Genomic DNA, 24,521 nt, shown 5'->3' with positions numbered 1-24,521 from the left:
CATTCGCGATCCGAATACCGGGAGTGTGGGGCGATTCAGAGTTTTTCGCAGGTGACCTGGACATAACGCGCCCGACCGGCACCGAGCCCGAAGACGATGGCGCCCAGGCCGATCACGCCGAAGATCCAGCCCAGTGCCTCCCAACCCCCGGTGAGGTCATGCACCAACCCCACCGCGAACGGCCCCATGGACGCCAGGGTGTAACCGATGCCCTGGGCCATGCCCGAGAGGTTCGCCGCCACATGGGCATCGCGCGAGCGCAATACAATCAGGGTCAGCGCCAGGCTGAAGGTCCCGCCCTGCCCCAAACCGAGCAGGATCGCCCAGCCCCAGAGCCCTTCGAGCGGCGCATACAGGCAACCGAACAGGCCGCCCAACGTCAGCACCATGACCACGACAATCGCCAGCCGCTGATCCTTGCCCCGCGTCGCCAGCCAGGGCGTCGCCAATGAACTGATCAGTTGGATCAGAATCGAGCCGGACAGCACGATCCCCGCCTGGGTGGCGCTCAGGCCACGTCCGATCAGCACCGAAGGCAACCAGCCGAAGACGATATAGGCCAGGGACGATTGCAACCCCATATACAGGGTGACCTGCCAGGCCAGCGGATCGCGCAGTAAACCGCGCACACGGTAGGCCACGTGATGGGCACCGTGTTTCTGCCCCACCTGCGGCAACCAGAAAATCGCCGCGACCAATGCGGGCACGACCCAGAACCCCAGGCCGATCGACCAGCTTTCGGCAAAGTACTGGCTCAGCGGCACCGTGGCCCCCGCCGCCAACGCTGCGCCCAGGCACAGGGCCATGGTGTAGACACCGGTCATGGTCCCGGCCTGCTTCGCGAAGTCGCGTTTGACGATACCGGGCAACAGCACACCGATCACCCCGATGCTCGCACCGGCCAGCACACTGCCGGCAAACAGACCGAACTCGCCCAGGGAACTGCGCAGGATGATCCCGCCGGCCAGGGTCAGCAAAATTCCCAGCACCACCCGCTCGCTGCCGAAACGCCGGGCCAGCAACGGTGCCAGAGGTGCAGCCAAACCGAGGCAAAGCACCGGCAAGGTGGTCAACAGACCGGCCTTGGCCGCCGACAAGCCCAGGCTGCGGGAGACATCGCCGAGCAACGGCGCCATGCTCGACAACGCCGGGCGCAGATTCAGGGCCACCAGCACCAGGCCCAGCAGCAACAGCCAGGGCCGGCACAGCACGGGTTGTTGTTGCTGAACCAGATCGTCATCGGCTTCGGCGTCAATCAGCAGTCGATCAAGCTCTACAGGCCGCGAGTCGGCACCGGGTTCTACAGGAGCACGGGACAGGGGGCTCTCGTTTTCAAGGTTCATTGATCAAGCTCCGGCACAAGGCCTTGGCGCGCTCGGGGTCCTGTTGCTCCACCGCTTCGAGCATGGCCACATGCAGGTCGAACACCGATTGGCGACGGGGGGAGATATCCAGGGTCTGGCGCAGGGCGCCGGCGATCACGCTGGAAAAGTAGCGATACAACTCGCTGAGCATCGGGTTGTGCGCGGCGTCGATCAGGCGCTGGTGAAACACCAGGTCACAGCTGATGTAGCTGTCGAGATCGCCGTGATAGTGGTCGCCGCAGACATGCAGGGCCTCGCGCAGCCCTTTGAGGTCGTCCTCGGTCCGCCGCAGCGCCGCCAGGCCGACGGCCTCGACCTCAAAGCTGTGCCGGGTCTCGCGGGCCTGGTCGAGGGAACAGCGCGACAACGCCTGCATGGTCGCCAGCGGATCGATGGTCGCCCGCAGGTAGCTGCCGTCGCCCTGGCGGATCTCGATCAATCCGGAAAACGCCAGTACCCGCAGGGCTTCACGCATGGTGTTGCGGCTGATGCCCAGCTCCGCGGCCAATTCCGGTTCAGTGGGCAACCGCTCACCCACGGCCCAGGTGCCACGGCTAATGCGTTCGCGCAATTGCTCCAGGGCCTGGTCGACCAGGGAGCGCTTGATAAGAGGAATGCTTTGAGACATGGAAACTCGCCCTAACATCCAGTCATAGGATGAATTAGCCAAAAGGTTACTCCAAACCTGACTGCGAGTTCAAGAACCAACGTTTCCTACAGGAGATGGAGAATCCACCGCCTATCTAAAAATTACCCTTTAAGGGTAATTTTAAGCTCTACTACATCAAAGGTGTCTTATGGAAAAGAAAACACCTCATTACGATCTGGCGGCGATCAAGACGGACGTGACAAGACTTGGCGCCACAGCATTTACGCTAAGTGCCAGGGATGGCGGCAGAAAAATGGGGTTCACCCTCGCCGATATGCTGCAAATCATTAAATCGTTGGAAAGAAGGATGCTTTATAAATCAATGACCACCTACGCCGATCACAGAATCTGGCAGGACGTTTACCACTATCCGCTCCCAGGCAAATTGATTTATATAAAAGTGAGCTACCGCCCTGCTGGCGGACCTCCGGTGATCTCCTTCAAGGAGAGTGAGTCATGAAACGACAGGACTGCGTCAGCTGTGGCATGCACAACGCCATGCATTGGTTTGAAGATCGGAACTTCGAGGTCGACTTCAAAGCGTTGAAAAAATCGGTTCCCCGGCTGTCCGGCTGGCAGTGCGAGGCCTGCTCGGAGATCGAGCTTGATCCTGAAAGCGCCCAGCGTTATTCAGACGCAAGCGACGAGCTTGTCTATCAGTCGAGGCGAGAAGTCGCCAACGAGATGAAGCGAATCCGCCGCAAACTTCACTTCACTCAACGCGCGGCAGTGGAGCTGCTATCAGGTGGTGGGCACAATGCGTTCTCACGCTATGAAAGGGCAGAAATCGATCCACCAAAGCCTCTATTCGTACTGATGCATCTCCTGGACCGACACCCTGAACTGGTCGAAGACATCAAGAGCATCAGCGAAGGCAAGGCGCCTTGGCATCCACCCAGCCCCAGAGAAGGGAAACATTCACTCACCTGATCAACAAAACCCAGGCAAAAAAAAACCCGGACCAGGTCCGGGTTTTTCATTCAACGTCAGCCGATCAATGCAGGATCTGGCTCAGGAACAGCTTGGTCCGATCATTCTGCGGGTTGTCGAAGAAGTCGTTCGGTGCAGCCTGTTCGACGATTTCACCCTTGTCCATGAAGATCACGCGGTTCGCCACGGTACGGGCGAAACCCATTTCGTGGGTAACGCAGAGCATGGTCATGCCGTCTTCGGCCAAACCGATCATGGTGTCCAGCACCTCTTTCACCATTTCCGGGTCGAGCGCCGAGGTCGGTTCGTCGAACAGCATGATTTTCGGCTTCATGCACAAGGCACGGGCAATCGCCACACGCTGCTGCTGACCACCGGACAACTGGCCCGGGAACTTGTGGGCCTGCTCCGGGATACGCACGCGCTCCAGGTAATGCATGGCGATTTCTTCCGCCTGGCGCTTGGGCATCTTGCGCACCCACATCGGTGCCAGGGTGCAGTTCTGCAGGATGGTCAGGTGCGGGAACAGGTTGAAGTGCTGGAACACCATGCCGACTTCACGACGGATCGCTTCGATCTGCTTGAGGTCGTTGGTCAGTTCCACGCCATCGACCACGATGCGGCCCTGCTGGTGCTCTTCCAGACGGTTGAGGCAGCGGATGGTGGTCGACTTGCCCGAGCCCGACGGGCCGCAGAGGACGATACGTTCGCCCTGCTTGACGTTCAGGTTGATGTCTTTCAACACGTGGAACTGGCCGTACCACTTGTTCACGCCCTGCATCTGAATAATGCCTTCAGGACCCACAGGCTGTTTGATCGCTTCACTCATGACAAAACTCCTAACGCTTGTGGCCTGTGTCCAGCTTGCGTTCCAAATGCATGGAATAGCGGGACATACCAAAACAGAAAATCCAGAACACCAGGGCGGCGAACACGTAGCCTTCGGTGGCCATGCCCAACCATTTCGGGTCGGCGGCGGCTTGCTTGACGCTGTTGAGCAGGTCGAACAGACCGATGATGATCACCAGGCTGGTGTCCTTGAACAGCGCAATCAAGGTGTTGACGATCCCCGGGATCACCAGCTTCAAGGCTTGCGGCAGAATCACCAGGCCCATGGCGCGCCAGTAACCCAGGCCCATGGCGGCAGCGGCTTCGTACTGGCCCTTGGGAATGGCTTGCAGGCCACCGCGGACCACTTCGGCGACATAGGCCGACTGGAACAGGATCACGCCGATCAGCGCCCGCAGCAGCTTGTCGAAGTTCATGCCTTCAGGCAGGAACAACGGCAGCATCACCGAGGACATGAACAGTACGGTGATCAACGGCACGCCACGCCAGAACTCGATGAAGGTCACGCAGACCACCTTCACCGCCGGCATGTTCGAACGCCGTCCCAACGCCAGCATGATCCCCAGCGGCAAGGCCCCGGCGATACCGACGGTGGCGATGACCAGGGTCAGCATCAGGCCGCCCCACTCGGTGGTGGCAACGCTGGGCAGGCCCAGGTAACCGCCGCGCAGCAGGGTGAAGGCGATGATCGGGTACAGCACCAGGAAACTCAGGCCGTAGATCGCCTTGCGCGGGAAGCGCGGGATGAACAACGGCGCCACGCCGATGATCGCCAGCAACACGGTCAGGTCCACGCGCCAGCGCATCACGGGCGGGTAGTAACCATACATGAACTGGCCGAAACGCTGCTCGATAAACACCCAGCAGGCGCCGCTCTTGGTGCAGTCGGCGCGGGTGGTGCCGACCCAGTTGGCGTCCAGGATGGCCCAGTGCAGCAGCGGCGGGATGATCAGGTAGATCAGGTAGAAGGCGAACAGGGTCAGCAGCGTGTTGAGCCAGCTGGAGAACATGTTTGCCCGCATCCACGCCACCACGCCAATACTGTTGCTCGGCGGTGGCATGTCGGGTTTGAAAGTATGCGAACTCATGGGCGTTTCCTCACCGCTCGATCAGCGCAATGCGCTTGTTGTACCAGTTCATCAGCAGGGAAATGCTGATACTGATCGCCAGGTACACGCTCATGGTGATGGCAATGACTTCGATGGCCTGCCCGGTCTGGTTCAGCACCGTACCGGCAAACAGCGAAACCATTTCCGGGTAACCGATACCGGCGGCCAGGGACGAGTTCTTCGCCAGGTTCAGGTATTGGCTGGTCAGCGGTGGGATGATCACGCGCAGGGCTTGCGGGATGATCACCTTGCGCAGGGTCGGACCGTTACGCAGGCCCAGGGAGCGCGCCGCCTCGGTCTGGCCGTGGCTGACCGACTTGATGCCCGAGCGTACGATCTCGGCGATAAACGCCGCGGTGTACACCGTCAGGGCCAGGGTCAAGGCCAGCAACTCCGGGATCAATACCCAACCGCCGACAAAGTTGAACCCTTGCAGCTGGGGCATCTCCCAATGCACGGGGGCACCGAAGACCAGGGCACACAACGCCGGGATCACCAGGAACAAGGCCAGGCCGGCCCAGAACTTGTGGAACGGCACGCCGGTTTCTTCGAAGCGCTTGGTCGCCCAGCGGCTCATCAGCACGATGGCCACGATGGCCAACACGACGCTGATCACGAACGGCCAGAACCCCGCGGAAGCAATAGCCGCTGGCATATTCAGGCCACGGCTGCTGACGAAGAACATATCCCCGAAGTTATGGCTGTTGCGCGGTCCCGGCATGGTCAGGAATACCGCGAAGTACCAGAACAGGATCTGCAGCAACGGCGGGATGTTACGGAACACCTCGATATAGACGGTGGCCAGCTTGTTGATCACCCAGTTCGACGACAGTCGCGAGACGCCGATGATGAACCCCAGCAGGGTCGCCAGGATAACGCCGATCACGGTCACCAGCAGGGTGTTGAGCAGGCCGATGACAAACACCCGGGCATAGCTGTCCGATTCGGTGTAGTCGATCAGGTGCTGGGCGATGCCGAAACCGGCACTGCGCTCAAGAAAGCTGAAACCCGAGGTAATGCCACGGTGTTGCAGGTTGGTCTGGGTATTGTGAAACAGGTACCAGCCCAACGAGACCACCGCGACAATCGTGATGATCTGAAATAGCCACGCACGCACTTTGGGGTCGCTGAGACTGAGTCTCTGCTTGGGTGCGCCGATTTTATTTTGCATGAAGTGCCCCAGGAAAAACGGAACAAGAACATCGCCCGGCAGTTGGCCTGCCGGGCGATAGGTCAATCAGCGCACAGGTGGTGCGTATTGAATGCCGCCCTTGGTCCACAGAGCGTTCAGGCCACGGTCGATTTCCAGAGGAGTGCTCTTGCCGAGGTTTTTCTCGAAGATCTCGCCGTAGTTACCGACCTGGGAAACGATCTTGACGACCCAATCCTTCGGCAGTTTCAGGTCCTTGCCGTATTCGCCGTCGGCGCCCAGCAGACGAGCAACGTCCGGGTTCTTGGTCGACTTGGCTTCTTCCAGGACGTTTTTCGAAGTGATACCGGCTTCTTCGGTGTTGAGCAGCGCATAGCCGACCCAACGCACGATGGCCAGCCACTCGTCGTCGCCGTTACGTACCACTGGGCCCAGAGGCTCCTTGGAGATGGTTTCCGGCAGTACCACGTAGTCTTTCGGCGAAGCCAGCTTGCTGCGCTGGGCGAACAGCTGGGATTTGTCCGAGGTCAGTACGTCGCAACGACCGGATTCCAGCGACTTGGCGCTTTCGTCGGAGGTGTCGAAGGTGATCGGGGTGTACTTCAGGCCATTGGCGCGGAAGTAGTCGGACACGTTCAGCTCGGTGGTGGTACCGGCCTGGATGCAGATGGTCGCGCCATCCAGTTCCTTGGCACTTTTCACGCCCAGTTTGGTGTTGGCCAGGAAGCCGACGCCATCGTAGTAGGTGATGAAGCCCGGGAATTTCAGGCCCATGCCGGCGTCGCGGGAGCTGGTCATGGTGGTGTTACGCGACAGGATGTCGATTTCGCCGGATTGCAGCGCGGTGAAGCGCTCCTTGGCGTTCAACTGGCTGAAGTGGACCTTGGTCGCGTCGCCGAAAACGGCTGCGGCCACGGCACGGCAGACGTCAGCATCGATACCGACGATATTGCCCTTGGCATCAGGTACCGAGAAACCCGGCAAGCCGTCACTCACGCCGCACTGAACAAAACCCTTCTTCTGTATGGCATCCAGGGTAGCGCCCGCTTGCGCGAAACCGCTGACGCCCAGTACGACGGCTGCAGTCACGACTGCCAGGGTGGATTTCAACATCTTCATTCAAACCTCCAGTTGCTCTTGTTGTGTCGGAGCTAGAGTCTAGCCGCACCCTTATGAGGCGTTGTTAACCCGTGCTGGCTTTTTTTTGGGTCAAGCGGCTAAAGACTTGAGCTATGAGTTTAGTAGGAGAAAGTCTCCCGTCTGTAAAACTCACCGCCCACCAAATTGGCCGAACGGGCCTCAGCCCTTTCCAGATTCGCTAAAGCCCTGCCGGCCCTCGGCGAACGTGAATCAGAACCCGCCGAGACGGATTCATTTGCTATCCCACGGCCAGCGGTAGACTGATAGTGTTACCGCCAGGGGTGAATGCATTCACTCGGTTCTCCCATAGCAAAGCCCGTACCATAGTGGCGGCTAAAGCGATTCAGCCACAGGTCAATAGAAAAACATTCAACAACGCGACATTTTATTAACAAATCCACTCTTTACGCACCATCACCGCGCACACATCTGGAGCGCACGCACACTAATGGAGCACACATGACTGAGCCGCTGATCATTCACCCCGCCAAGACCGCAGACGCCTGTGTTATCTGGCTTCACGGCCTGGGGGCCGACCGTTACGACTTCCTGCCGGTGGCCGAGACGCTGCAGGAGAGCCTGACGAGCACGCGCTTCGTCCTGCCCCAGGCGCCGACCCGCGCCGTGACCATCAATGGCGGCTACGCCATGCCCAGCTGGTATGACATCAAGGCCATGAGCCCGGCGCGTTCGATCAGTTTTGAAGAGCTTGAAGAGTCCGCAGCGACCGTCATCGAATTGCTGGAAGCCCAGCGGGCTGCGGGTATCGACCCTTCGCGGATCTTCCTCGCGGGCTTTTCCCAGGGTGGCGCCGTGGTGCTGCACACCGCCTACCTGAGGTGGCAAGGCGCCCTCGGCGGCGTGCTGGCGCTCTCGACCTACGCCCCGACCTTCAGCGATTCCCTGCAGCTTTCCGCCAGCCAACAGCGAATTCCAGCCCTTTGCCTGCATGGCCACTATGACGAGGTGGTCCAGAACGCCATGGGTCGAACCGCCTATGAGCACCTGAAACGCCTTGATGTCACCGTGACATGGCAGGAATACCCAATGGGCCACGAAGTGTTACCCGAGGAAATCCGGGACATCGGTACCTGGCTGGCCGCTCGTTTGCGCTGATATCGGTAACGCACTACGCCGCGCCCGATTCTTGCATTACACTGGCCGGCGTACATTCCTTAACCAAATTAACGAGATGACCGTGCTCAAAGCACTCAAAAAAATATTCGGTAAAAGCGAGGCTGAGCAGCTCGCACCAGGCTCCAGCGCCCCTGTTCCCAACTCCGATAGCCGCCACCACGGCCAACCTGCGGAGCGCGCCGAGCCTGTCGCCAAACCGAAAGCCCCGGCCGCCATCCCGGAACAGCCCGCTGCGGCGGTTGAGGCGCCACGCGTCGAACAGCCGAAAGCCGAGCAACCGCGCCGTGAACGAGCGCCGAAGCCTCCCGTCAAACCCTGGAAACTCGAGGACTTCGTCGTCGAGCCCCAGGAAGGCAAGACCCGCTTCCACGATTTCAAGCTGGCCCCCGAGTTGATGCACGCCATCCAGGACCTCGGTTTCCCTTATTGCACGCCGATCCAGGCGCAGGTCCTGGGCTTTACCCTGGCCGGCAAGGACGCCATCGGGCGCGCCCAGACCGGTACCGGCAAGACCGCCGCGTTCCTGATCTCGATCATCACCCAGCTGTTGCAGACCCCACCGCCGAAAGAACGCTACATGGGTGAGCCGCGGGCGCTGATCATCGCGCCGACCCGCGAGCTGGTGGTGCAGATTGCCAAGGACGCCGCCGACCTGACCAAGTACACCGGCCTCAACGTCATGCAGTTCGTCGGTGGCATGGACTTCGACAAACAGCTCAAGCTGCTCGAAGCCCGTCACTGCGACATCCTGGTCGCCACGCCTGGCCGCCTGCTGGACTTCAACCAGCGCGGCGAAGTGCACCTGGACATGGTCGAAGTCATGGTCCTGGACGAAGCCGACCGTATGCTCGACATGGGTTTTATCCCCCAGGTCCGGCAGATCATCCGCCAGACCCCGCCGAAGAACGAACGCCAGACCCTGCTGTTCTCGGCCACCTTCACCGAAGACGTGATGAACCTGGCCAAGCAATGGACCACCGACCCGTCCATTGTCGAGATCGAAGCGCTGAGCCCGGCCAACGCCAACGTTGAACAGCACGTCTATGCCGTAGCCGGTGCCGACAAGTACAAGCTGCTCTACAACCTGGTCACCGACAATGGTTGGGAGCGGGTGATGGTCTTCGCCAACCGCAAGGACGAAGTGCGGCGGATCGAGGAACGCCTGGTACGCGACGGCGTCAATGCCGCGCAATTGTCCGGCGACGTGCCGCAGCACAAGCGCATCAAGACCCTGGAAGGTTTCCGCGAAGGCAAGATCCGCGTGCTGGTGGCCACCGATGTGGCCGGGCGCGGGATTCATATCGACGGCATCAGCCACGTGATCAACTTCACCCTGCCGGAAGTGCCGGACGACTACGTCCACCGCATCGGCCGGACCGGGCGAGCGGGCGCCGACGGCGTGTCCATCAGCTTCGCCGGTGAAGACGACTCCTACCAGTTGCCAGCGATCGAGACCCTCCTCGGGCACAAGATCAGCTGCGAAATGCCACCCACCGAGCTGTTGCGGCCGGTGGTGCGCCAGCGTCCGGCCTGATCGCCCAGGCCGAAAGGCACGCTGCACGACAAAACGTCGCCCGATACCCGGCGGCGTTTTTTTTCGTCCGGAGATTGCCGAATTAAACTAAAAGTCCATAATGGACAAATTAGTTTATAAAATCATTCGGGAGCACCCCATGTCCGGCCACACCCCCTACGTGATCGACAGCCAGCAGGCCCATCGACTCCTGCAGCAGATCGACGTGCCGCAGATCCTGTGCAAACTGTTTCGCGACCTGGCGGCCGGGCAGGCGGTGCAACCGGCGCAGCAGCTGGTGGAGTTCCCACAGGGTGCCGGCGACTTTATCAACTACCTCGGTGTGCTGGCCGACGACCAGGTCTATGGCGTCAAGACCTCGCCCTATATCGTCCGCGAGCAAGGTCCGCTGGTGACCGCCTGGACCCTGCTGATGTCCATGCAGACCGGCCAGCCGCTGCTGCTCTGCGATGCCGGCGAACTGACCACCGCGCGCACTGCGGCGACCACCGCCGTGGCCGTGGACGCCCTGGCTCCGCTGGACGCCAAACGCCTGGCCATCGTCGGCAGCGGTCCGGTGGCCCAGGCCCATCTGCACTACGCCAAGGGGCTGCGCGATTGGCAGGACATCAGCCTCTACTCGCCCAATGTGAATGCCGACAAGCGCGCACGCCTGAACGACATCGAGCCCCGTCTGCGGATCGTCGAACACCTGGAGCAAACCCTGGACGACGCCGACGTCATCCTGCTCTGCACCTCCTCGGCGACCCCGGTCATGGACCCGAGCCAGCTGCGCAAGCCGGCGCTGATCACCTCCATCAGTACCAATGCCGTGCGCGCCCACGAGGTGCCGCCGCAGGCCCTGAGCGACATGCAGGTCTACTGCGACTATCGCAAGACCACACCGGGTTCGGCTGGAGAAATGTTGATTGCCGCCAGCCAGCACGGCTGGGACGCCGGGCAGATCCATGGCGACCTGGCCGAATTGCTGAGCGAGCAGACACCCCGGCCGACGTACGAACGCCATGTGTTCTTCCGCTCCATCGGCCTGGGCCTGGAAGACATCGCCCTGGCCAATGCGCTTTATCATCTGCATCACAAGGCAAGCTGAACACCAGCTCCCACAGGTTACGCATACAGCCTTTAGACCCCAGCAGGAGGCCTTGAATGAACCAGGCAGACTTCATCATCATCGGCGGCGGCATTGCCGGCGCCTCCACCGGTTTCTGGCTGGCCCGGCATGGCCGGGTGATCGTGCTCGAACGGGAATCGCACCCGGGCTATCACTCCACCGGACGTTCCGCCGCCCTCTACACCGCTGCCTACGGCACACCCCAGGTGCGCGCCCTGACCCTCGCCAGCCGGGCTTTCTTCGACGCCCCGCCGCCCGGCTTCGCCGAACACCCGTTGCTCACCCCACGGGGCGAAATGACCGTGGACTTCACGGGCGACCCGGACGAATTGCAACAGCAATACCTCAGCGCCAAAGCCAGCGTGCCCGAGATGCAGTTGCTCAGCGCCGACGAGGCCTGCGCCCGCCTGCCGATCCTGCGCCGGGAAAAAGTCCACGGGGCGATCTACGACCCCAGCGCCAGCGACATCGACACCGACGCCCTGCACCAGGGCTATCTGCGTGGTATCCGCCGCCAGCAGGGGGAGATTCACACCGACTGTGAAGTCCTTGGCCTTGAGCGCGATGCCAACGGCCTGTGGCAGGTCCACACCGCCGGGCAAACCTTCAGCGCCAAGGTACTGATCAACGCCGCCGGCGCCTGGGCCGACCAGATCGGCGAACTGGCCGGTGCCCGTCCCCTGGGCCTGCAGCCCAAGCGCCGCGCGGCCTTTATCTTCGCGCCGCCCGAAGGCCTGGATAACCACGACTGGCCGATGCTGGTCAGCCTCGACGAATCCTTCTATATGAAGCCGGATGCCGGCATGTTCCTCGGCTCGCCGGCCAACGCCGACCCGGTCGAGCCCCACGACGTGCAACCCGAAGAACTGGATATCGCCATGGGCATCTACCAGATCGAGGAAGCCACCACCCTGACCATCCGCCGCCCGACCCGCACCTGGGCCGGCCTACGCAGTTTTGTCAGCGACGGCAATCTGGTCTCCGGTTTCGATCCCCTGGTCCCCGATCTGTTCTGGGTCGCGGCCCAGGGCGGCTACGGCATCCAGACTTCACCGGCGATGGGCCAGGCCAGTGCGGCGCTGGTGCGTGGCGAAGCCTTGCCCGAGCAGATCGCGCAGTTCGGACTCGACGCCGCGATGCTTTCCCCTGCCCGTCTCGGATGACGACTGGCGCTGATTGCGGCACACTCGTTAGTACGCCCGTACCCGGGGCGCTACCCTTTCGCCGCTCGGTGATCAGGCCAACCTCCTGCGAGGCGACCGGATCACCGCACCAGCTGTTTTCCTTCGGCTCCCCCCAAGGATGCTGAAGTTGCCTGGAGAATCACCATGACAGCCAAACAGGCTCCCGCCCTGGATAACTTCCGGGCGATCGCCGATGCCATCGCCACGTTATTCTTTCCCCATGCCGAAGTGGTGCTGCACGACTTGCACACGCAACGGATCGACTACATCGCCAACAACATCTCCAAACGCGAGATCGGCGATGACGCGGCGCTGGAAGACATGCTTGAGGAAGGCATCAACGAGCGCAATATCGGTCCTTACGAGAAACTCAACTGGGACGGCCAGAAGATTCGCAGCGTCAGCACCATACTGCACGACGCCCAGGGCACGCCGTTGGCGGTGCTGTGCATCAACCTGAATATTTCCCTGTTCGAAAGCGCCAGGGCGGCGCTGGATCTGTTCCTCTCACCGAACAAACTGATCCCGCAGCCCGATGCGCTGTTTCGCGATGACTGGCAGGAGCGGATCAATACCTTCCTGCACAGCTGGCTGCGTCAGCGGCAGTTGGGACTGAACCTGCTGACCCGCGACCACAAGCGCGAACTGGTGCTGGCGTTGCACGCCGAGGGCGCGTTCAAGGGCAAGAGCGCGGCCAACTATGTGGCCAATGTGCTGAATATGGGGCGGGCGACGGTGTACAAACACCTGAAGGAGTTGAAGGCGGAGGTCTGAGGGCTCCCCATCGTCAATGTGATGTGAATAGCCGATATGGATGCCAACACCGAACCTTGTAGGAGCAGGGCTTGCCCGCGAAGCTTTTGGCGGCCTCAAGGGCCCCTTCGCGGGCAAGCCGGGACGCCGGACCGCCTGCTCCTACAGGACCGTGTTCAGCCTTAAGTAACGGATATTGAAATTACGCCACGGTGCTACCCATCAGTCGCCGTAGATATCCGTCTTGAAGTACTTGCCCTCGATCTTCTGGTACTCGCCGCTGGTGCGCAGCCCGTCGATGGCCTTGTTCAGTTTGCCTACCAGCTCGGTGTTACCTTTGCGCACTGCGATCCCGGCGCCCTCGCCCACATACTTCGGATCTTTCAGCTCCGGCCCGACAAAGGCGTAACCGGCGCCGCGCGGCATCGAGAGGAAATCGTCCAGCGGAATGGTGTCGGCAAAGATCGCGTCCAGACGCCCGGATGCCAGGTCCATGTAGATTTCTTCGTTGTTGCTGTAGCGCATCACCTTGATGCCCAACGGCTCGAAGACTTCCGTGGCGTAACGGTCGGTGGTGGTGGAACGCTGCACACCGACGGTCTTGCCCTTCAGGCTGGCGTACTTGTCATCCACCACCGCGCCCTTCTTCATCACCAGGCGCGAGGACGTGAAATAGTACTTGTGGGTGAAATCCACCGACTTCTTGCGCTCATCGGTGATGGTCATGGACGACAGCGCCGCGTCGATCTTCTTGACCTTCAAGGCCGGGATCAGGCCGTCGAACTCGCCTTCGATCCACTCGCACTTGACCTTCATCTGCGCGCACAGGGCATTGCCGATGTCGTAGTCGAAACCGACGATGGTGCCTTCGGCGGTCTTCGAAGCAAAGGGCGGGTATGCCGCCTCGATGCCGATACGCAAGGTCGGCTCGGCGGCAAACGCCGTGCTGCCGGCCAGCAGACCCAATGCCAGGCCGCCGATCAGGGTGAACTTCTTCATGCTGGAACTCCCGCTCTTTATTTGAGGTGTTGTGGCAAGACAGTAGAAGGAAGACGATAACGCTATTTTGTACTTATAAATCCATCGTGGACTTATTAGTACAAATCGTCAACGAACAAATGCGTGCACTCTGTCAGAAAGCCATGCACGGATGAATGTTTGAGGGTGCCCGAATGGGCGGCGTAAGGTTCGAGGGCCTCTTCGCGGGCAAGCCCTGCTCCTACAAAGTGAGGTCGTTCACCGGCTTTGTGTACGACACCGCACTGTAGGAGCAGGGCTTGCCCGCGAAGAGGCCGGTTCAAACAATGCAAGACTCGGGAGCACCACATTGGCCTGCGCCGATCTCATAGACGCAAACCACTACTTCCAGCGCTCTGCCGCTGCCTGGTCGCTGACGCGCCCCTCGACCCAGCGCGGGCCGTCGGCGGTGTTTTCCTTTTTCCAGAACGGTGCCTGGGTTTTCAGGTAGTCCATGACGAAATTGCAGGCATCGAACGCGGCCTGACGATGGGCACTGGTGACCCCGACAAACACGATCGGCTCACCCGGCTCCAGGGCGCCGACCCGGTGCAGCACTTCCAGCCCGAGCAACGGCCAGCGTTCATGGGCTTGCGTGACAATCTTGCCCAGGGCCTTTTCGGTCATCCCCGGATAATGTTCGAGGAACATCCCCGCTACTTCACGCCCGTCGTTGAAGTCGCGCACGTAGCCGACAAAACTCACCACCGCGCCGATCCCCAGGTTGGCGGCGTGCAAGGCATTGACCTCAGCCCCCGGATCGAACGCCTGCGCCTGCACGCGAATCGCCATTTCAGCCTCCGGTCACCGTGGGGAAAAATGCCACTTCATCGCCATCGGCCAACGGCTCGGCGAGGGAGCACAGGTCCTCGTTGCGCGCGCACATCAGGTTCTGTTCGCCAAGGACCTGTGTGTCTTCTCGTAACAGCAGGAACCGGCGGACATCATCGACGCTGGTGAAGTCCCCCTCCACCGCCAACTCATCCATCCCGAGCACTTCACGATAACGGGCAAAGAACTTCACCACGATCTTCATGGCGCATCCGCCAGGTAGTGCCCGCTCTTGCCGCCGAGCTTTTCCAGCAGGCAGACGTTTTCGATGATCATGCCGCGGTCCACCGCCTTGCACATGTCATAGATCGTCAGCGCCGCGACACTCGCCGCCGTCAGCGCTTCCATCTCCACGCCAGTCTGCCCGGACAGCTTGCAGCGCGCGACGATGCGCACGGCATCCTCGCCGTCGGCACTCAGCTCGACCTTGACGCTGGTGAGCATCAGCGGATGACAGAGGGGAATCAGCTCGGAAGTTTTCTTCGCCGCCTGGATACCGGCGATCCGCGCCACGGCGAACACATCGCCCTTGGGGTGGCCGCCGCTGATGATCATTTGCAGGGTCTCGGGCAACATGCGCACGCGGGCCTGGGCCACCGCCTCGCGGAAGGTCACGGCCTTGTCGGTGACGTCGACCATATTGGCGCGGCCTTGGGAATCGAGATGAGTCAGCACAGCGATACTCCTGATCAGGAGCGTCGATTGTAAACCTGCGGGTCAGCTTTGCGCGACAGGGCTAATAAAAAGGGCGGCCGCCTGGCCGCCCCTGGGTGTGGATGGGATTACAGGTGGGATTCGGCGTATTCGGCCAGGATCGAACGCGGCACGCCCTGCAGGGTGATGTGCACGCCGTTCGGGAAGTCCTTGAAGCGTTCGGTCAGGTAGGTCAGCCCGGAGCTGGTCGCGGACAGGTAAGGGGTGTCGATCTGTGCCAGGTTGCCCAGGCACACCACTTTGGAACCGGCGCCGGCACGGGTGATGATGGTTTTCATCTGGTGCGGCGTGAGGTTCTGGCACTCATCGATCAGGATCAGGCTCTGCTGGAAGCTGCGCCCGCGGATGTAGTTCAGGGATTTGAACTGCAGCGGCACCTTGCTGAGGATGTAGTCGACGCTGCCATGGGTGCTTTCGTCATCCATATGCAAGGCTTCGAGGTTGTCGGTGATCGCCCCCAGCCAAGGCTCCATCTTCTCCGCCTCGGTGCCGGGCAGAAAACCGATTTCCTGGTCCAGGCCCTGCACGCTACGGGTCGCGATAATGCGCCGATAGCGCTTGCTGACCATGGTCTGCTCGATGGCGGCGGCCAGGGCCAGGATGGTTTTCCCGGAACCGGCGGCACCGGTCAGGTTGACCAGGTGGATGTCCGGATCGAGCAAGGCGAACAGCGCCAGGCTCTGGTAGATGTCACGCGGTTTCAGGCCCCAGGCTTCCTGGTGCAACAGGGGTTCCTGATGCAGATCGAGAATCACCAGCACATCGGCGCGGATCTCCTTGACCCAACCGACAAAGCCTTGTTCGTCGATGATGAATTCGTTGACATGCACCGCCGGCAGGTTGTCGGTCAGTTGCACCTGGTGCCAGGTGCGGCCATGGTCCTGGCGGGTCTCGACCTTGCTGACGCGGTCCCAGAACGAGCCTTTGACGTCGTGATAACCGTTGGGCAGCAAGGACACGTCGTCGACCAACTGGTCGGTGCTGTAGTCCTCGGCCGCAATCCCGCAGGCGCGCGCCTTGAGGCGCATGTTGATGTCCTTGGTCACCAGGACCAGGCGCAGGTCCTTGTCCCGCGCATGCAGATCGATCAACTGATTGATGATGATGTTGTCGTTCAGGTGCTCCGGCAGCACCAGGTTCGGTTCGCTGCGCTTGCTCATCAGGATCGACAGCAGGCCCTTGGGACCGCTCTTGCCACGCTGGATCGGGACGCCCAGCTCGACGTCCTCGGGGCAGGCGTCGCCCAGGGTCTTGTCGATGAGGCGGATCGCCTGCCGGCATTCGGCGGCGACGCTGTGATGCCCGCCCTTGAGCTTGTCGAGCTCCTCGAGCACGGTCATCGGGATGGCGACATGGTGTTCTTCGAAATTGAGCAGGGCGTTTGGATCGTGGATCAGTACGTTGGTATCGAGCACGTAAAGGATAGGCTGGTTGGAAGAAGGAGTGCGTCCGTGATCATCCATACTCGGTCACCTTTGTGGGAGCCAGTCGACGCAATACCTTGACGGTGATGCGCCTCGAAGTGACCGCCGAATTCGCCTGTGAAGGGGCAGGCGTTCTGTGCACAAGTAGGGTCTTGTAAGACGCCACCTGTGTCGCAGGTTTCGGCGGTCTGACTCCGTAATACCGCAAAAGACATGACAGGAAAAAGCACTTTGACGTTTTTTTGAAGTTTATTTTTCAAGCTGACGAATAGCCCTTGGCGAGGGGCCCGCACACCGTTAAAGTCGGAAGTCCGCCTGCACTGAAATCATCACCTGTTTTTTCCCCGGCCCAACAAATACGGGCACTTGGGTTTTCCCTCTCTAACGAAACGCCTCCTTGCACTCCTGCCAGCCGATCCCGCTTTCGGCGGTCTGCTTGAGCAGCCAGGGCAACGCCGTGCGCGCTTTGTCCTGGGTGTCATGGAAGACGATGACGCCACGGCGCCAGAGCAGCATCAAGGTCATCACCCGCTGGGCGGACTGCTCGGCGCTGAGTTTGCCGGTGGCATCCGCCGAATCGATGTCCCACAAGGCGACCTGCAAGTGCTGGGCCTTGAAAAACGCCGCGCCGTCGGCCCGCCGCTGCCCGTAAGGCGGGCGGAACAGCGCGGCATAGTTGTTCGGCAAGGCGCTCTGCACCAACGAGATGCTGCGCAGGATCGAATCCTCCCAGTCCTGCCATTGACTGTGGGAACGGTACTGCCAGCCTTCCACACCCACGCATTGCTGGCGGTAAAGCTCGCGCACCGCCGGCATCGAGGTCTTGTCCAGGCGGGCCTGCAAGGCATTGCCGAGGACAAAGAACAGGCCGCTCATCTTCTGTTTGCGCAGGTAGTCGGCCAATTCATCGGTATTGCCCTGGGCTATGGTCGGTCCACCGTCGAAGGTCAGCAGGAACAGGCGGTCGTTGAAGCCCTCGCCATTGCGCTCGTGGTCGCCCATCAACTGGATTTCGCTGCTGGTCTGCGGCAACAGCGCGGCCAGGCGCAGTTGCTCGTCCAGGTAACGTTCATTGAATGCCCGGGCCGGGTCGGCCCAGCGGACATAAAAGGAGTCATCGGCGACCCGGAACTTGCCGGCGGCTTTTTGCAGGCTGTCCATGTCCACGACATAGAAACAGAAGGACGCATCCTCGTCGCAGCTCTGCTGGGCGGCGTTGTAGCTGGTCAGCAGGCGCTGCCACATGCGCTGGCGCACCGCGTCGATGGCGGTCATGTTGATCTGCTTGAGGCCCAGGCGCTTTTTCAGGGCCGGCTCGTCGAGCAGTTCGCTGACCAGCAGCAGATGGGCGAACATCAGGATTTGCGCGCGCGAGGCGACATCGAACAGCGCCGGGCTGCTCAGTTGTTCGGGCCAGGTGCTGCGATCCAGGGTCGCGGGGTCGTTCGGCGCGGCAACGGCGGCGAAGCAGGCCAGCAGGGCCGAGAAGAAAAGAACGATACGCAAAAGGGTGCCTCCATTTCAGAACCCGCCGCGCACTATAGCCGATCCTGTGTCGCCCCTATCGCCATCATAGGTGGAGTCAAACCGCCCAACCCCCTAGAATCCTCCGACGATTAAAGGAGACGACTTCATGCTGATGGTGATTTCCCCCGCCAAGACCCTCGATTTCGAAACACCGGCGGTGACCCAGCGCTTCACCCAACCGCAGTACCTGGACCACTCCCAGGAGTTGATCGAGCAACTGCGCACCCTCAGCCCGGCGCAGATCAGCGAGCTGATGCACGTCTCCGACAAGATCGGCGGCCTCAATGCCGCACGTTTCGGCAGCTGGAACCCGGCCTTTACCCCCGACAACGCCAAACAGGCGCTGCTGGCGTTCAAGGGTGACGTCTACACCGGCCTCCACGCCGAAGACTTCAGCGACGCCGACTTCGACTACGCCCAGACCCACCTGCGCATGCTCTCCGGCCTCTACGGCCTGTTGCGCCCGCTGGACCTGATGCAGCCCTATCGCCTGGAAATGGGCACCAAATTCGCCAACGCCCGGGGCAAGGACCTCTATGCCTTCTGGGGCACGCGCATCAGCGAATGGCTCAATGATGCCCTGGCCGCACAAGGGGACGAGGTGCTGCTGAACCTGGCGTCGAACGAGTACTTCTCGGCGGTCAAACGCTCGGCCCTGAACGCGCGGATCATCAACACCGAGTTCCGCGACCAGAAGAACGGCCAGTACAAGATCATCAGTTTCTACGCGAAGAAGGCCCGGGGGATGATGGCGCGGTTTGTGATCCGGGAACGCATCCAGAACCCTGAGCAATTGAAGGCGTTCGACGAACAGGGCTACCGGTTCAGTGCGGAACTGTCCAAGGCGGACAATCTGGTGTTTTTGCGCGATCACGCGCCGGAGTAACGCAGTTCGTCGTAGTACCGCGTTACCGTTCTTCGCGGGCAAGCCCTGCTCCTACAAGTTTATGTCGCACACAAAATTTATGGACGACTGATAACTGTAGGAGCAGGGCTTGTCGGGACGCCGCACCGCCGCGAAGAGGCCAGCACAAACACCACAATCCCCCCAGACCAACACATCTGATGCCCTGCCCCACCCGGTGCGTTACACGTAATGTGTAACCCCGACGATCCCCCCTTCTCCCCTCCTGCAACACCCCCAAAAGCCCAATTAATTGACGCCAATAAACCGACCGTTACAACAATGAAAATTCTTTCACTCGACATTTCAGATTTTTTTGAGTAGTGGCACCAAAATTTTTTCTCCATAGTGGCAAACCACCATCTCGGCATTTTCAATCCCCATAACTAAAGGGCGAAACGGAAAGTGCTATCAATATGAAGCCGTGCCATCTTTCATCCTGTTTCCAGGTTTCTCAGGAAACAGGATGAGCGGACTGGAACTTATGTTCCGAAACATTGCTCATACCACCCGTAACGATTCTCACAGAGCTTGTAAGAGAAGACTTACATGGAGGCGAGATGAAATGTTTAAGTTGCCAACAGCGACTTACAACCGCGCCCCACACTTTCAACCGACAGTAAAGGACAGGAGATACGCACCCATGATATCCCCTACAAAGGCCAAGGCAGGCCCTCAGACAAAGCCGTTGCGCGGCGGCCACAACCTGTTGATCCACAATAATTTTTCCGTGGATACAAGCAGGCACTAGGCACGCTGGCAAAGGCCTTCCCGTGGAAGGCCGGCCGTATTCAAGGGCATGCCCCTAATAACAAGGCCACGCTGCGCACAACTTGAGTGCAATTATTTAGCCACTCGACACTTATATGCCTGCATTCGCAGCTGCGACCTCTTTGGGCCGCCCTGCGAGTGCGCCACGCTGACTGACTAACATTAACTTCGGCCATTTAATGGCGTGATCAAGATAGAGGTAAATACAATGCGCATCAGCATATTCGGTTTGGGTTACGTCGGTGCAGTCTGCGCCGGTTGCCTGTCTGCACGGGGCCATGATGTGGTTGGCGTCGATATCTCCCAGGACAAGATCGACCTGATCAACAACGGCAAATCGCCGATTGTCGAACCCGGCCTGGAAGCCCTGTTGGCCCAGGGTATTGCCACCGGCCGACTGCGCGGCACCACCGACTTCGCCGAAGCGATTCGCGCCACCGACCTATCGATGCTCTGCGTCGGCACGCCGAGCAAGAAGAACGGCGACCTGGAACTCAACTACATCGAATCGGTGTGCCGCGAAATCGGTTTTGTCCTGCGGGACAAGACCAGCCGCCACACCATCGTGGTCCGCAGCACCGTGCTGCCGGGCACCGTGAAAAACGTGGTGATCCCGATCCTCGAAGACTGCTCGGGGAAAAAGGCCGGGGTCGACTTCGGTATCGCGGTCAACCCCGAGTTCCTGCGCGAAAGCACCGCGATCAAGGACTACGATTTCCCGCCGATGACCGTGATCGGCGAATTCGACAGTGCCTCCGGTGACGTCCTGCAAGCCCTCTACGAAGAACTCGACGCGCCGATCATCCGCAAGGACATCGAAGTGGCCGAGATGATCAAGTACAGCTGCAACGTCTGGCACGCCACCAAAGTGACCTTCGCCAACGAGATCGGCAACATCGCCAAGGCGGTCGGGGTCGACGGTCGCGAAGTGATGGACGTGGTCTGCCAGGACAAGACCCTCAACCTGTCCCAGTACTACATGCGCCCCGGTTTTGCCTTCGGCGGCTCCTGCCTGCCCAAGGATGTGCGCGCCCTGACCTACCGCGCCGGTTCCCTGGACGTCGACTCGCCGCTGCTCAACTCGCTGATGCGCAGCAACGAAAGCCAGGTGCAGAACGCCTTCGACCTCGTCGCCAGCCATGACAAACGGCGCATCGCCCTGCTCGGCCTGAGCTTCAAGGCCGGCACCGACGACCTGCGCGAAAGCCCGCTGGTGCATCTGGCGGAAATGCTTATCGGCAAGGGTTTCGACCTGAGCATCTACGACAAGAACGTCGAGTACGCCCGTGTCCACGGAGCGAACAAGGACTACATCGAATCGAAGATTCCCCATGTGTCGTCCCTGCTCAACGCCGACTTCGACGAGGTGATCGACAACAGCGACGTGATCATCCTCGGCAACCGTGACGAGCGTTTCCGCGCCCTGGCCGAGAACGCCCCCCACGGCAAACAGGTCATCGACCTGGTGGGCTTCATGTCCAAGGCCACCAGCGCGAGTGGCCGGACCGAAGGTATCTGTTGGTAAACCAACCCAACCGCTGCGCGGTTGATCGCCGGCAAGCCGGCTCCTACAGGACGGGGCCGAACACAGGCATTACGTACGACTCCGCTCTGTAGGAGCCGGCTTGCCGGCGATGGCGTCCGAAAGGGCGCCTCGCCTGCCTTAACCCCATCGAGCCCGCCGACAGGCTCGCCCGAGACAGAGACGGATGCAGATTATGCACAGGCTAAAACACGGCCTCCTCCAGGCCGCCGGTTGGCTGTTCTACTTGAGTTTGCTGATGGGCCTGGCCTTGTTGCTGCCCACCTCGACCTTCGACGCCGACTCCAAGGACTTTATCTTCCTGATCGGCGCCGTGGGCATCTGGCGCTACTCCATGGGCGCCACCCATTTCGTGCGCGGGATGATTTTCCTCTACATCGTCTACCCGCACCTGCGCCGCAAAGTGCGCAAGCTGGGCAAGGCCGCGGACCCGTCCCAGGTGTTCCTGATGGTCACCAGCTTTCGCATCGACGCCCTGACCACCGCCCAGGTCTACAGCTCGGTGATCCGCGAAGCCATCGACTGCGGCTTCCCCACCACCGTGGTCTGCTCCCTGGTGGAAATGTCCGATGAGCTGCTGGTCAAGAGCCTCTGGGCGAAGATGAATCCGCCGGAACGGGTCAAGCTCGACTTCGTGCGTATCGCCGGTACCGGCAAGCGCGACGGCCTGGCCTTCGGTTTCCGCGCCATCTCCCGCCACCTGCCGGACGACCGCGCGGTAGTCGCGGTGATCGATGGCGACACCGTGCTCAGTGAAGGCGTGGTGCGCAAGACCGTGCCCTGGTTCCAGCTGTTCGGCAATGTCGGCGGCCTGACCACCAACGAGTTCTGCGAAGTGCGCGGCGGCTACATCATGAGCGAATGGCACAAGCTGCGCTTCGCCCAACGCCATATCAACATGTGCTCCATGGCCCTGTCCAAGCGCGTGCTGACCATGACCGGGCGTATGTCGGTGTTCCGCGCCAGCGTGGTCACCGACCCCGGCTTTATCGCCGACGTCGAAAGCGACTCGCTGCAACACTGGCGCCTGGGCCGTTTCAAGTTCCTCACCGGCGACGACAAATCCAGCTGGTTCAGCTTGATGCGCCTGGGCTACGACACCTTCTACGTGCCCGACGCGGCGATCCACACCGTGGAACACCCGCCGGAAAAGAGCTTTATCAAATCCAGCCGCAAGCTGATGTACCGCTGGTACGGCAACAACCTGCGGCAGAACTCCCGGGCCCTGGGCCTGGGGCTGCGCCGCCTAGGCCTGTTCACCAGCGTGGTGCTGTTCGACCAGCGCGTGTCGATGTGGACCTCGCTGCTGGGGCTGACCGTGGCCCTGATCGCCAGCTTCAAGTACGGCATCGCCTTCATCCTCGCCTACCTGCTGTGGATCGGCCTGACCCGACTGATCCTGACCCTGCTGCTGGCCTGTTCCGGGCACAGCATCGGCCCGGCCTACCCGGTGATTCTCTATTACAACCAGATCGTCGGCGCCCTGATGAAGATCTATGTGTTCTTCCGCCTCGACCGTCAATCCTGGACCCGCCAGGACACCAAACTGAGCCGCGACCTCGCCAGCTTCCAAGGCTGGTTCAACACCTGGTCGTCCCGAACCATGACCTTCTCCGCCGGCAGCATTTTCGTCGCCGTGCTGATGACCATGGTTTGACCCGACCCGCCAGAACTCGCTAATGGAGCTATACCCATGAATTCCCAAGTCAATACCAACGTCGTCCACGAATCCGAAGCCCAGCGCCAGCATGCGCGGGTGAAAATCCCGGCCAAGCTGCGCTTCCTCGGCAGCGAGAGCCAGCCCCTGGAAGTCCGGGTCCATGACCTGTCCGCCGGCGGCCTGAGCTTCAATGTCCCGCCGCAACAGGCCCTGAGCCTGAAGCTCGGCGAGGTGTACAAGGGCCGCCTGCAATTTGTCATCGACAACCTCGGCCTGGCCATGGACGTCGAGCTGCAGGTGCGCTCCTACGACCGCCAGGGCGGCCGGGTCGGTTGCCAGTTCCAGAACCTGGAGCAGCAGGACATCGGCACCCTGCGCCACCTGATCACCTCGCACCTGTCCGGTGACATCGTCAACATCGGCGACGTGCTCGCCACCCTGCAGCGCGACAACTTCACCAAGGCCCGCAAGAAAAAGGACGACGGCAGCGGCATGAGCCCGTTCGGTCGCCTGCGCGCCGTGACCTTCAGCCTCGGGGTCTTCGTCGTCGGCCTCGCGGCTTTCGGTTTTGTCCTGAAATCGGTGTATGGCCTGTACTTCGTCAGCCATGCCCAGGCAGGGCTGGTCAGCGTGCCGGGCATGAGCATCACCATGCCCCGTGACGGCACCGTGCAAAGCCTGATCCAGGAAGACGGCGTCGCCGCCAAGGGAGCACCGCTGGCGACCTTCAGCACCAGCATGCTCGACGTGCTCAAGGGCCATCTCGACGACAACCAGCTGGAGCCGGCCAAGGTCGAGGAACTGTTCGGCAAGCAGATGACCGGCACCCTGACTTCGCCCTGCGATTGCGTGGTGGCGCAGCAACTGGTCGCCAACGGCCAATACGCCAGCAAGGGCGATGTGATCTTCCAACTGGTGCCGAAAGGGAGCGAGGCGAATGTCGAGGCACGCTTCTCATATCGCCAGTTCGGCGACGTGCGTCCAGGGACCCGGGTGAACTTCCAGATCGCCGGCGAAGAGCAGGTGCGCCAGGGCAAGATCGTCAGCAGCACCAGCCTGAAAAGCACCGACCTGTCCTCCGATATCCGCGTTTTGATCAAGCCTGACGAACGCCTCGACAGCACCCTCGCCGGGCGTCCGGTGGAAGTCAGCAGCGACCGCGGGCCAAGCATGAACTGGCTGATCGACAAAGCCATGGCCGCTGGTCTGTAAGCGGAGGA

23 protein-coding genes are annotated in these 24,521 nt (G+C 61.0%); 11 read left to right on the top strand and 12 right to left on the bottom strand.

What is annotated here, in order from left to right; all coding sequences use genetic code 11:
- Positions 1-35: 35 nt before the first annotated feature.
- Positions 36-1,343 (bottom strand): CynX/NimT family MFS transporter, encoded by a 1,308-nt coding sequence (locus M5C01_RS19675; RefSeq protein ID WP_152740157.1) that lies wholly within the window; start codon positions 1,341-1,343, stop codon positions 36-38.
- Entirely contained in the window at positions 1,333-1,992 is a 660-nt protein-coding gene (locus M5C01_RS19670; protein WP_152740156.1) for a FadR/GntR family transcriptional regulator, read from the bottom strand. Before M5C01_RS19670 ends, M5C01_RS19675 begins: the two co-directional genes overlap by 11 nt.
- A gap of 169 nt (positions 1,993-2,161) precedes the next feature.
- Between M5C01_RS19670 and M5C01_RS19665 the strand changes: the two genes are divergently transcribed.
- Positions 2,162-2,473, top strand: coding sequence for a type II toxin-antitoxin system MqsR family toxin (locus tag M5C01_RS19665; protein ID WP_121136935.1), 312 nt, complete (start codon positions 2,162-2,164; stop codon positions 2,471-2,473).
- Entirely contained in the window at positions 2,470-2,943 is a 474-nt protein-coding gene (locus M5C01_RS19660; protein WP_152740155.1) for a type II toxin-antitoxin system MqsA family antitoxin, read from the top strand. Before M5C01_RS19665 ends, M5C01_RS19660 begins: the two co-directional genes overlap by 4 nt.
- Positions 2,944-3,007: 64 nt before the next feature.
- Here the strand turns inward: M5C01_RS19660 and M5C01_RS19655 are convergent, their stop codons facing one another.
- The 4 genes from M5C01_RS19655 to M5C01_RS19640 form a co-directional block, all read right to left on the bottom strand.
- Entirely contained in the window at positions 3,008-3,772 is a 765-nt protein-coding gene (locus M5C01_RS19655; RefSeq protein ID WP_103499298.1) for an amino acid ABC transporter ATP-binding protein, read from the bottom strand.
- A gap of 10 nt (positions 3,773-3,782) precedes the next feature.
- Positions 3,783-4,880 carry an amino acid ABC transporter permease gene (locus M5C01_RS19650; RefSeq protein ID WP_103499297.1) on the bottom strand — a complete coding sequence of 366 codons (1,098 nt, stop codon included), beginning with the start codon at positions 4,878-4,880 and terminating at the stop codon, positions 3,783-3,785.
- 10 nt (positions 4,881-4,890) lie between these two features.
- A complete protein-coding gene (locus tag M5C01_RS19645) occupies positions 4,891-6,072 on the bottom strand; it encodes an amino acid ABC transporter permease (protein ID WP_152740154.1) in 1,182 nt (393 codons plus the stop codon).
- Positions 6,073-6,138: 66 nt separating this feature from the next.
- Entirely contained in the window at positions 6,139-7,170 is a 1,032-nt protein-coding gene (locus M5C01_RS19640) for an amino acid ABC transporter substrate-binding protein (RefSeq protein ID WP_121136927.1), read from the bottom strand.
- A gap of 480 nt (positions 7,171-7,650) precedes the next feature.
- Between M5C01_RS19640 and M5C01_RS19635 the strand changes: the two genes are divergently transcribed.
- The 5 genes from M5C01_RS19635 (at position 7,651) to M5C01_RS19615 (ending at position 12,931) form a co-directional block, all read left to right on the top strand.
- Positions 7,651-8,307, top strand: a complete 657-nt coding sequence (locus M5C01_RS19635) for an alpha/beta fold hydrolase (protein ID WP_152740153.1) — start codon at positions 7,651-7,653, stop codon at positions 8,305-8,307.
- A gap of 82 nt (positions 8,308-8,389) precedes the next feature.
- Complete coding sequence (gene rhlB, locus M5C01_RS19630; protein WP_248764378.1) at positions 8,390-9,862, top strand: ATP-dependent RNA helicase RhlB; 1,473 nt, start codon at positions 8,390-8,392, stop codon at positions 9,860-9,862.
- Between the two features lie 139 nt (positions 9,863-10,001).
- Positions 10,002-10,952 (top strand): ornithine cyclodeaminase family protein, encoded by a 951-nt coding sequence (locus M5C01_RS19625; protein WP_152740151.1) that lies wholly within the window; start codon positions 10,002-10,004, stop codon positions 10,950-10,952.
- Positions 10,953-11,008: 56 nt separating this feature from the next.
- On the top strand, positions 11,009-12,136 hold the full coding sequence (locus M5C01_RS19620) for an FAD-binding oxidoreductase (protein WP_152740150.1): 1,128 nt from the start codon (positions 11,009-11,011) through the stop codon (positions 12,134-12,136).
- 165 nt (positions 12,137-12,301) lie between these two features.
- The gene (locus M5C01_RS19615) at positions 12,302-12,931 is read left to right on the top strand and encodes a PAS domain-containing protein (protein ID WP_103499291.1); all 630 of its coding nucleotides are present in this window, start codon (positions 12,302-12,304) and stop codon (positions 12,929-12,931) included.
- A 201-nt stretch (positions 12,932-13,132) separates the two neighbouring features.
- Here M5C01_RS19615 and M5C01_RS19610 read toward each other — a convergent pair whose 3' ends face one another.
- From M5C01_RS19610 to M5C01_RS19585, 6 genes are all read right to left on the bottom strand, one after another.
- Positions 13,133-13,909, bottom strand: coding sequence for an ABC transporter substrate-binding protein (locus M5C01_RS19610; protein ID WP_152740149.1), 777 nt, complete (start codon positions 13,907-13,909; stop codon positions 13,133-13,135).
- 360 nt (positions 13,910-14,269) lie between these two features.
- Positions 14,270-14,719 carry a molybdopterin synthase catalytic subunit MoaE gene (moaE, locus tag M5C01_RS19605; RefSeq protein ID WP_152740148.1) on the bottom strand — a complete coding sequence of 150 codons (450 nt, stop codon included), beginning with the start codon at positions 14,717-14,719 and terminating at the stop codon, positions 14,270-14,272.
- 1 nt (position 14,720) lies between these two features.
- Positions 14,721-14,963 carry a MoaD/ThiS family protein gene (locus M5C01_RS19600; protein ID WP_103498875.1) on the bottom strand — a complete coding sequence of 81 codons (243 nt, stop codon included), beginning with the start codon at positions 14,961-14,963 and terminating at the stop codon, positions 14,721-14,723.
- Positions 14,960-15,433 carry a cyclic pyranopterin monophosphate synthase MoaC gene (moaC, locus tag M5C01_RS19595; RefSeq protein WP_178129893.1) on the bottom strand — a complete coding sequence of 158 codons (474 nt, stop codon included), beginning with the start codon at positions 15,431-15,433 and terminating at the stop codon, positions 14,960-14,962. The genes M5C01_RS19600 and moaC overlap by 4 nt, the downstream gene beginning before the upstream one ends.
- 107 nt (positions 15,434-15,540) lie before the next feature.
- On the bottom strand, positions 15,541-16,935 hold the full coding sequence (locus M5C01_RS19590) for a PhoH family protein (RefSeq protein WP_100941812.1): 1,395 nt from the start codon (positions 16,933-16,935) through the stop codon (positions 15,541-15,543).
- A gap of 342 nt (positions 16,936-17,277) precedes the next feature.
- Complete coding sequence (locus tag M5C01_RS19585) at positions 17,278-18,402, bottom strand: polysaccharide deacetylase family protein (protein ID WP_152740147.1); 1,125 nt, start codon at positions 18,400-18,402, stop codon at positions 17,278-17,280.
- A gap of 127 nt (positions 18,403-18,529) precedes the next feature.
- Between M5C01_RS19585 and yaaA the strand changes: the two genes are divergently transcribed.
- From yaaA to M5C01_RS19565, 4 genes are all read left to right on the top strand, one after another.
- On the top strand, positions 18,530-19,309 hold the full coding sequence (gene yaaA / locus M5C01_RS19580) for a peroxide stress protein YaaA (RefSeq protein WP_152740146.1): 780 nt from the start codon (positions 18,530-18,532) through the stop codon (positions 19,307-19,309).
- A gap of 997 nt (positions 19,310-20,306) precedes the next feature.
- Positions 20,307-21,623 carry a nucleotide sugar dehydrogenase gene (locus M5C01_RS19575; protein WP_152740145.1) on the top strand — a complete coding sequence of 439 codons (1,317 nt, stop codon included), beginning with the start codon at positions 20,307-20,309 and terminating at the stop codon, positions 21,621-21,623.
- A 190-nt stretch (positions 21,624-21,813) separates the two neighbouring features.
- The gene (gene alg8, locus M5C01_RS19570) at positions 21,814-23,298 is read left to right on the top strand and encodes a mannuronan synthase (RefSeq protein WP_178129903.1); all 1,485 of its coding nucleotides are present in this window, start codon (positions 21,814-21,816) and stop codon (positions 23,296-23,298) included.
- Positions 23,299-23,334: 36 nt separating this feature from the next.
- Positions 23,335-24,513 carry an alginate biosynthesis protein Alg44 gene (locus M5C01_RS19565; RefSeq protein WP_152740143.1) on the top strand — a complete coding sequence of 393 codons (1,179 nt, stop codon included), beginning with the start codon at positions 23,335-23,337 and terminating at the stop codon, positions 24,511-24,513.
- The last annotated feature ends 8 nt before the right edge of the window (positions 24,514-24,521 follow it).

The organism is Pseudomonas sp. MWU12-2319 (genome assembly GCF_023242525.1).
Taxonomy (GTDB): Bacteria; Pseudomonadota; Gammaproteobacteria; order Pseudomonadales; family Pseudomonadaceae; genus Aquipseudomonas; species Aquipseudomonas gingeri_D.
This window is presented reverse-complemented; position numbering and strand designations above follow the sequence as displayed.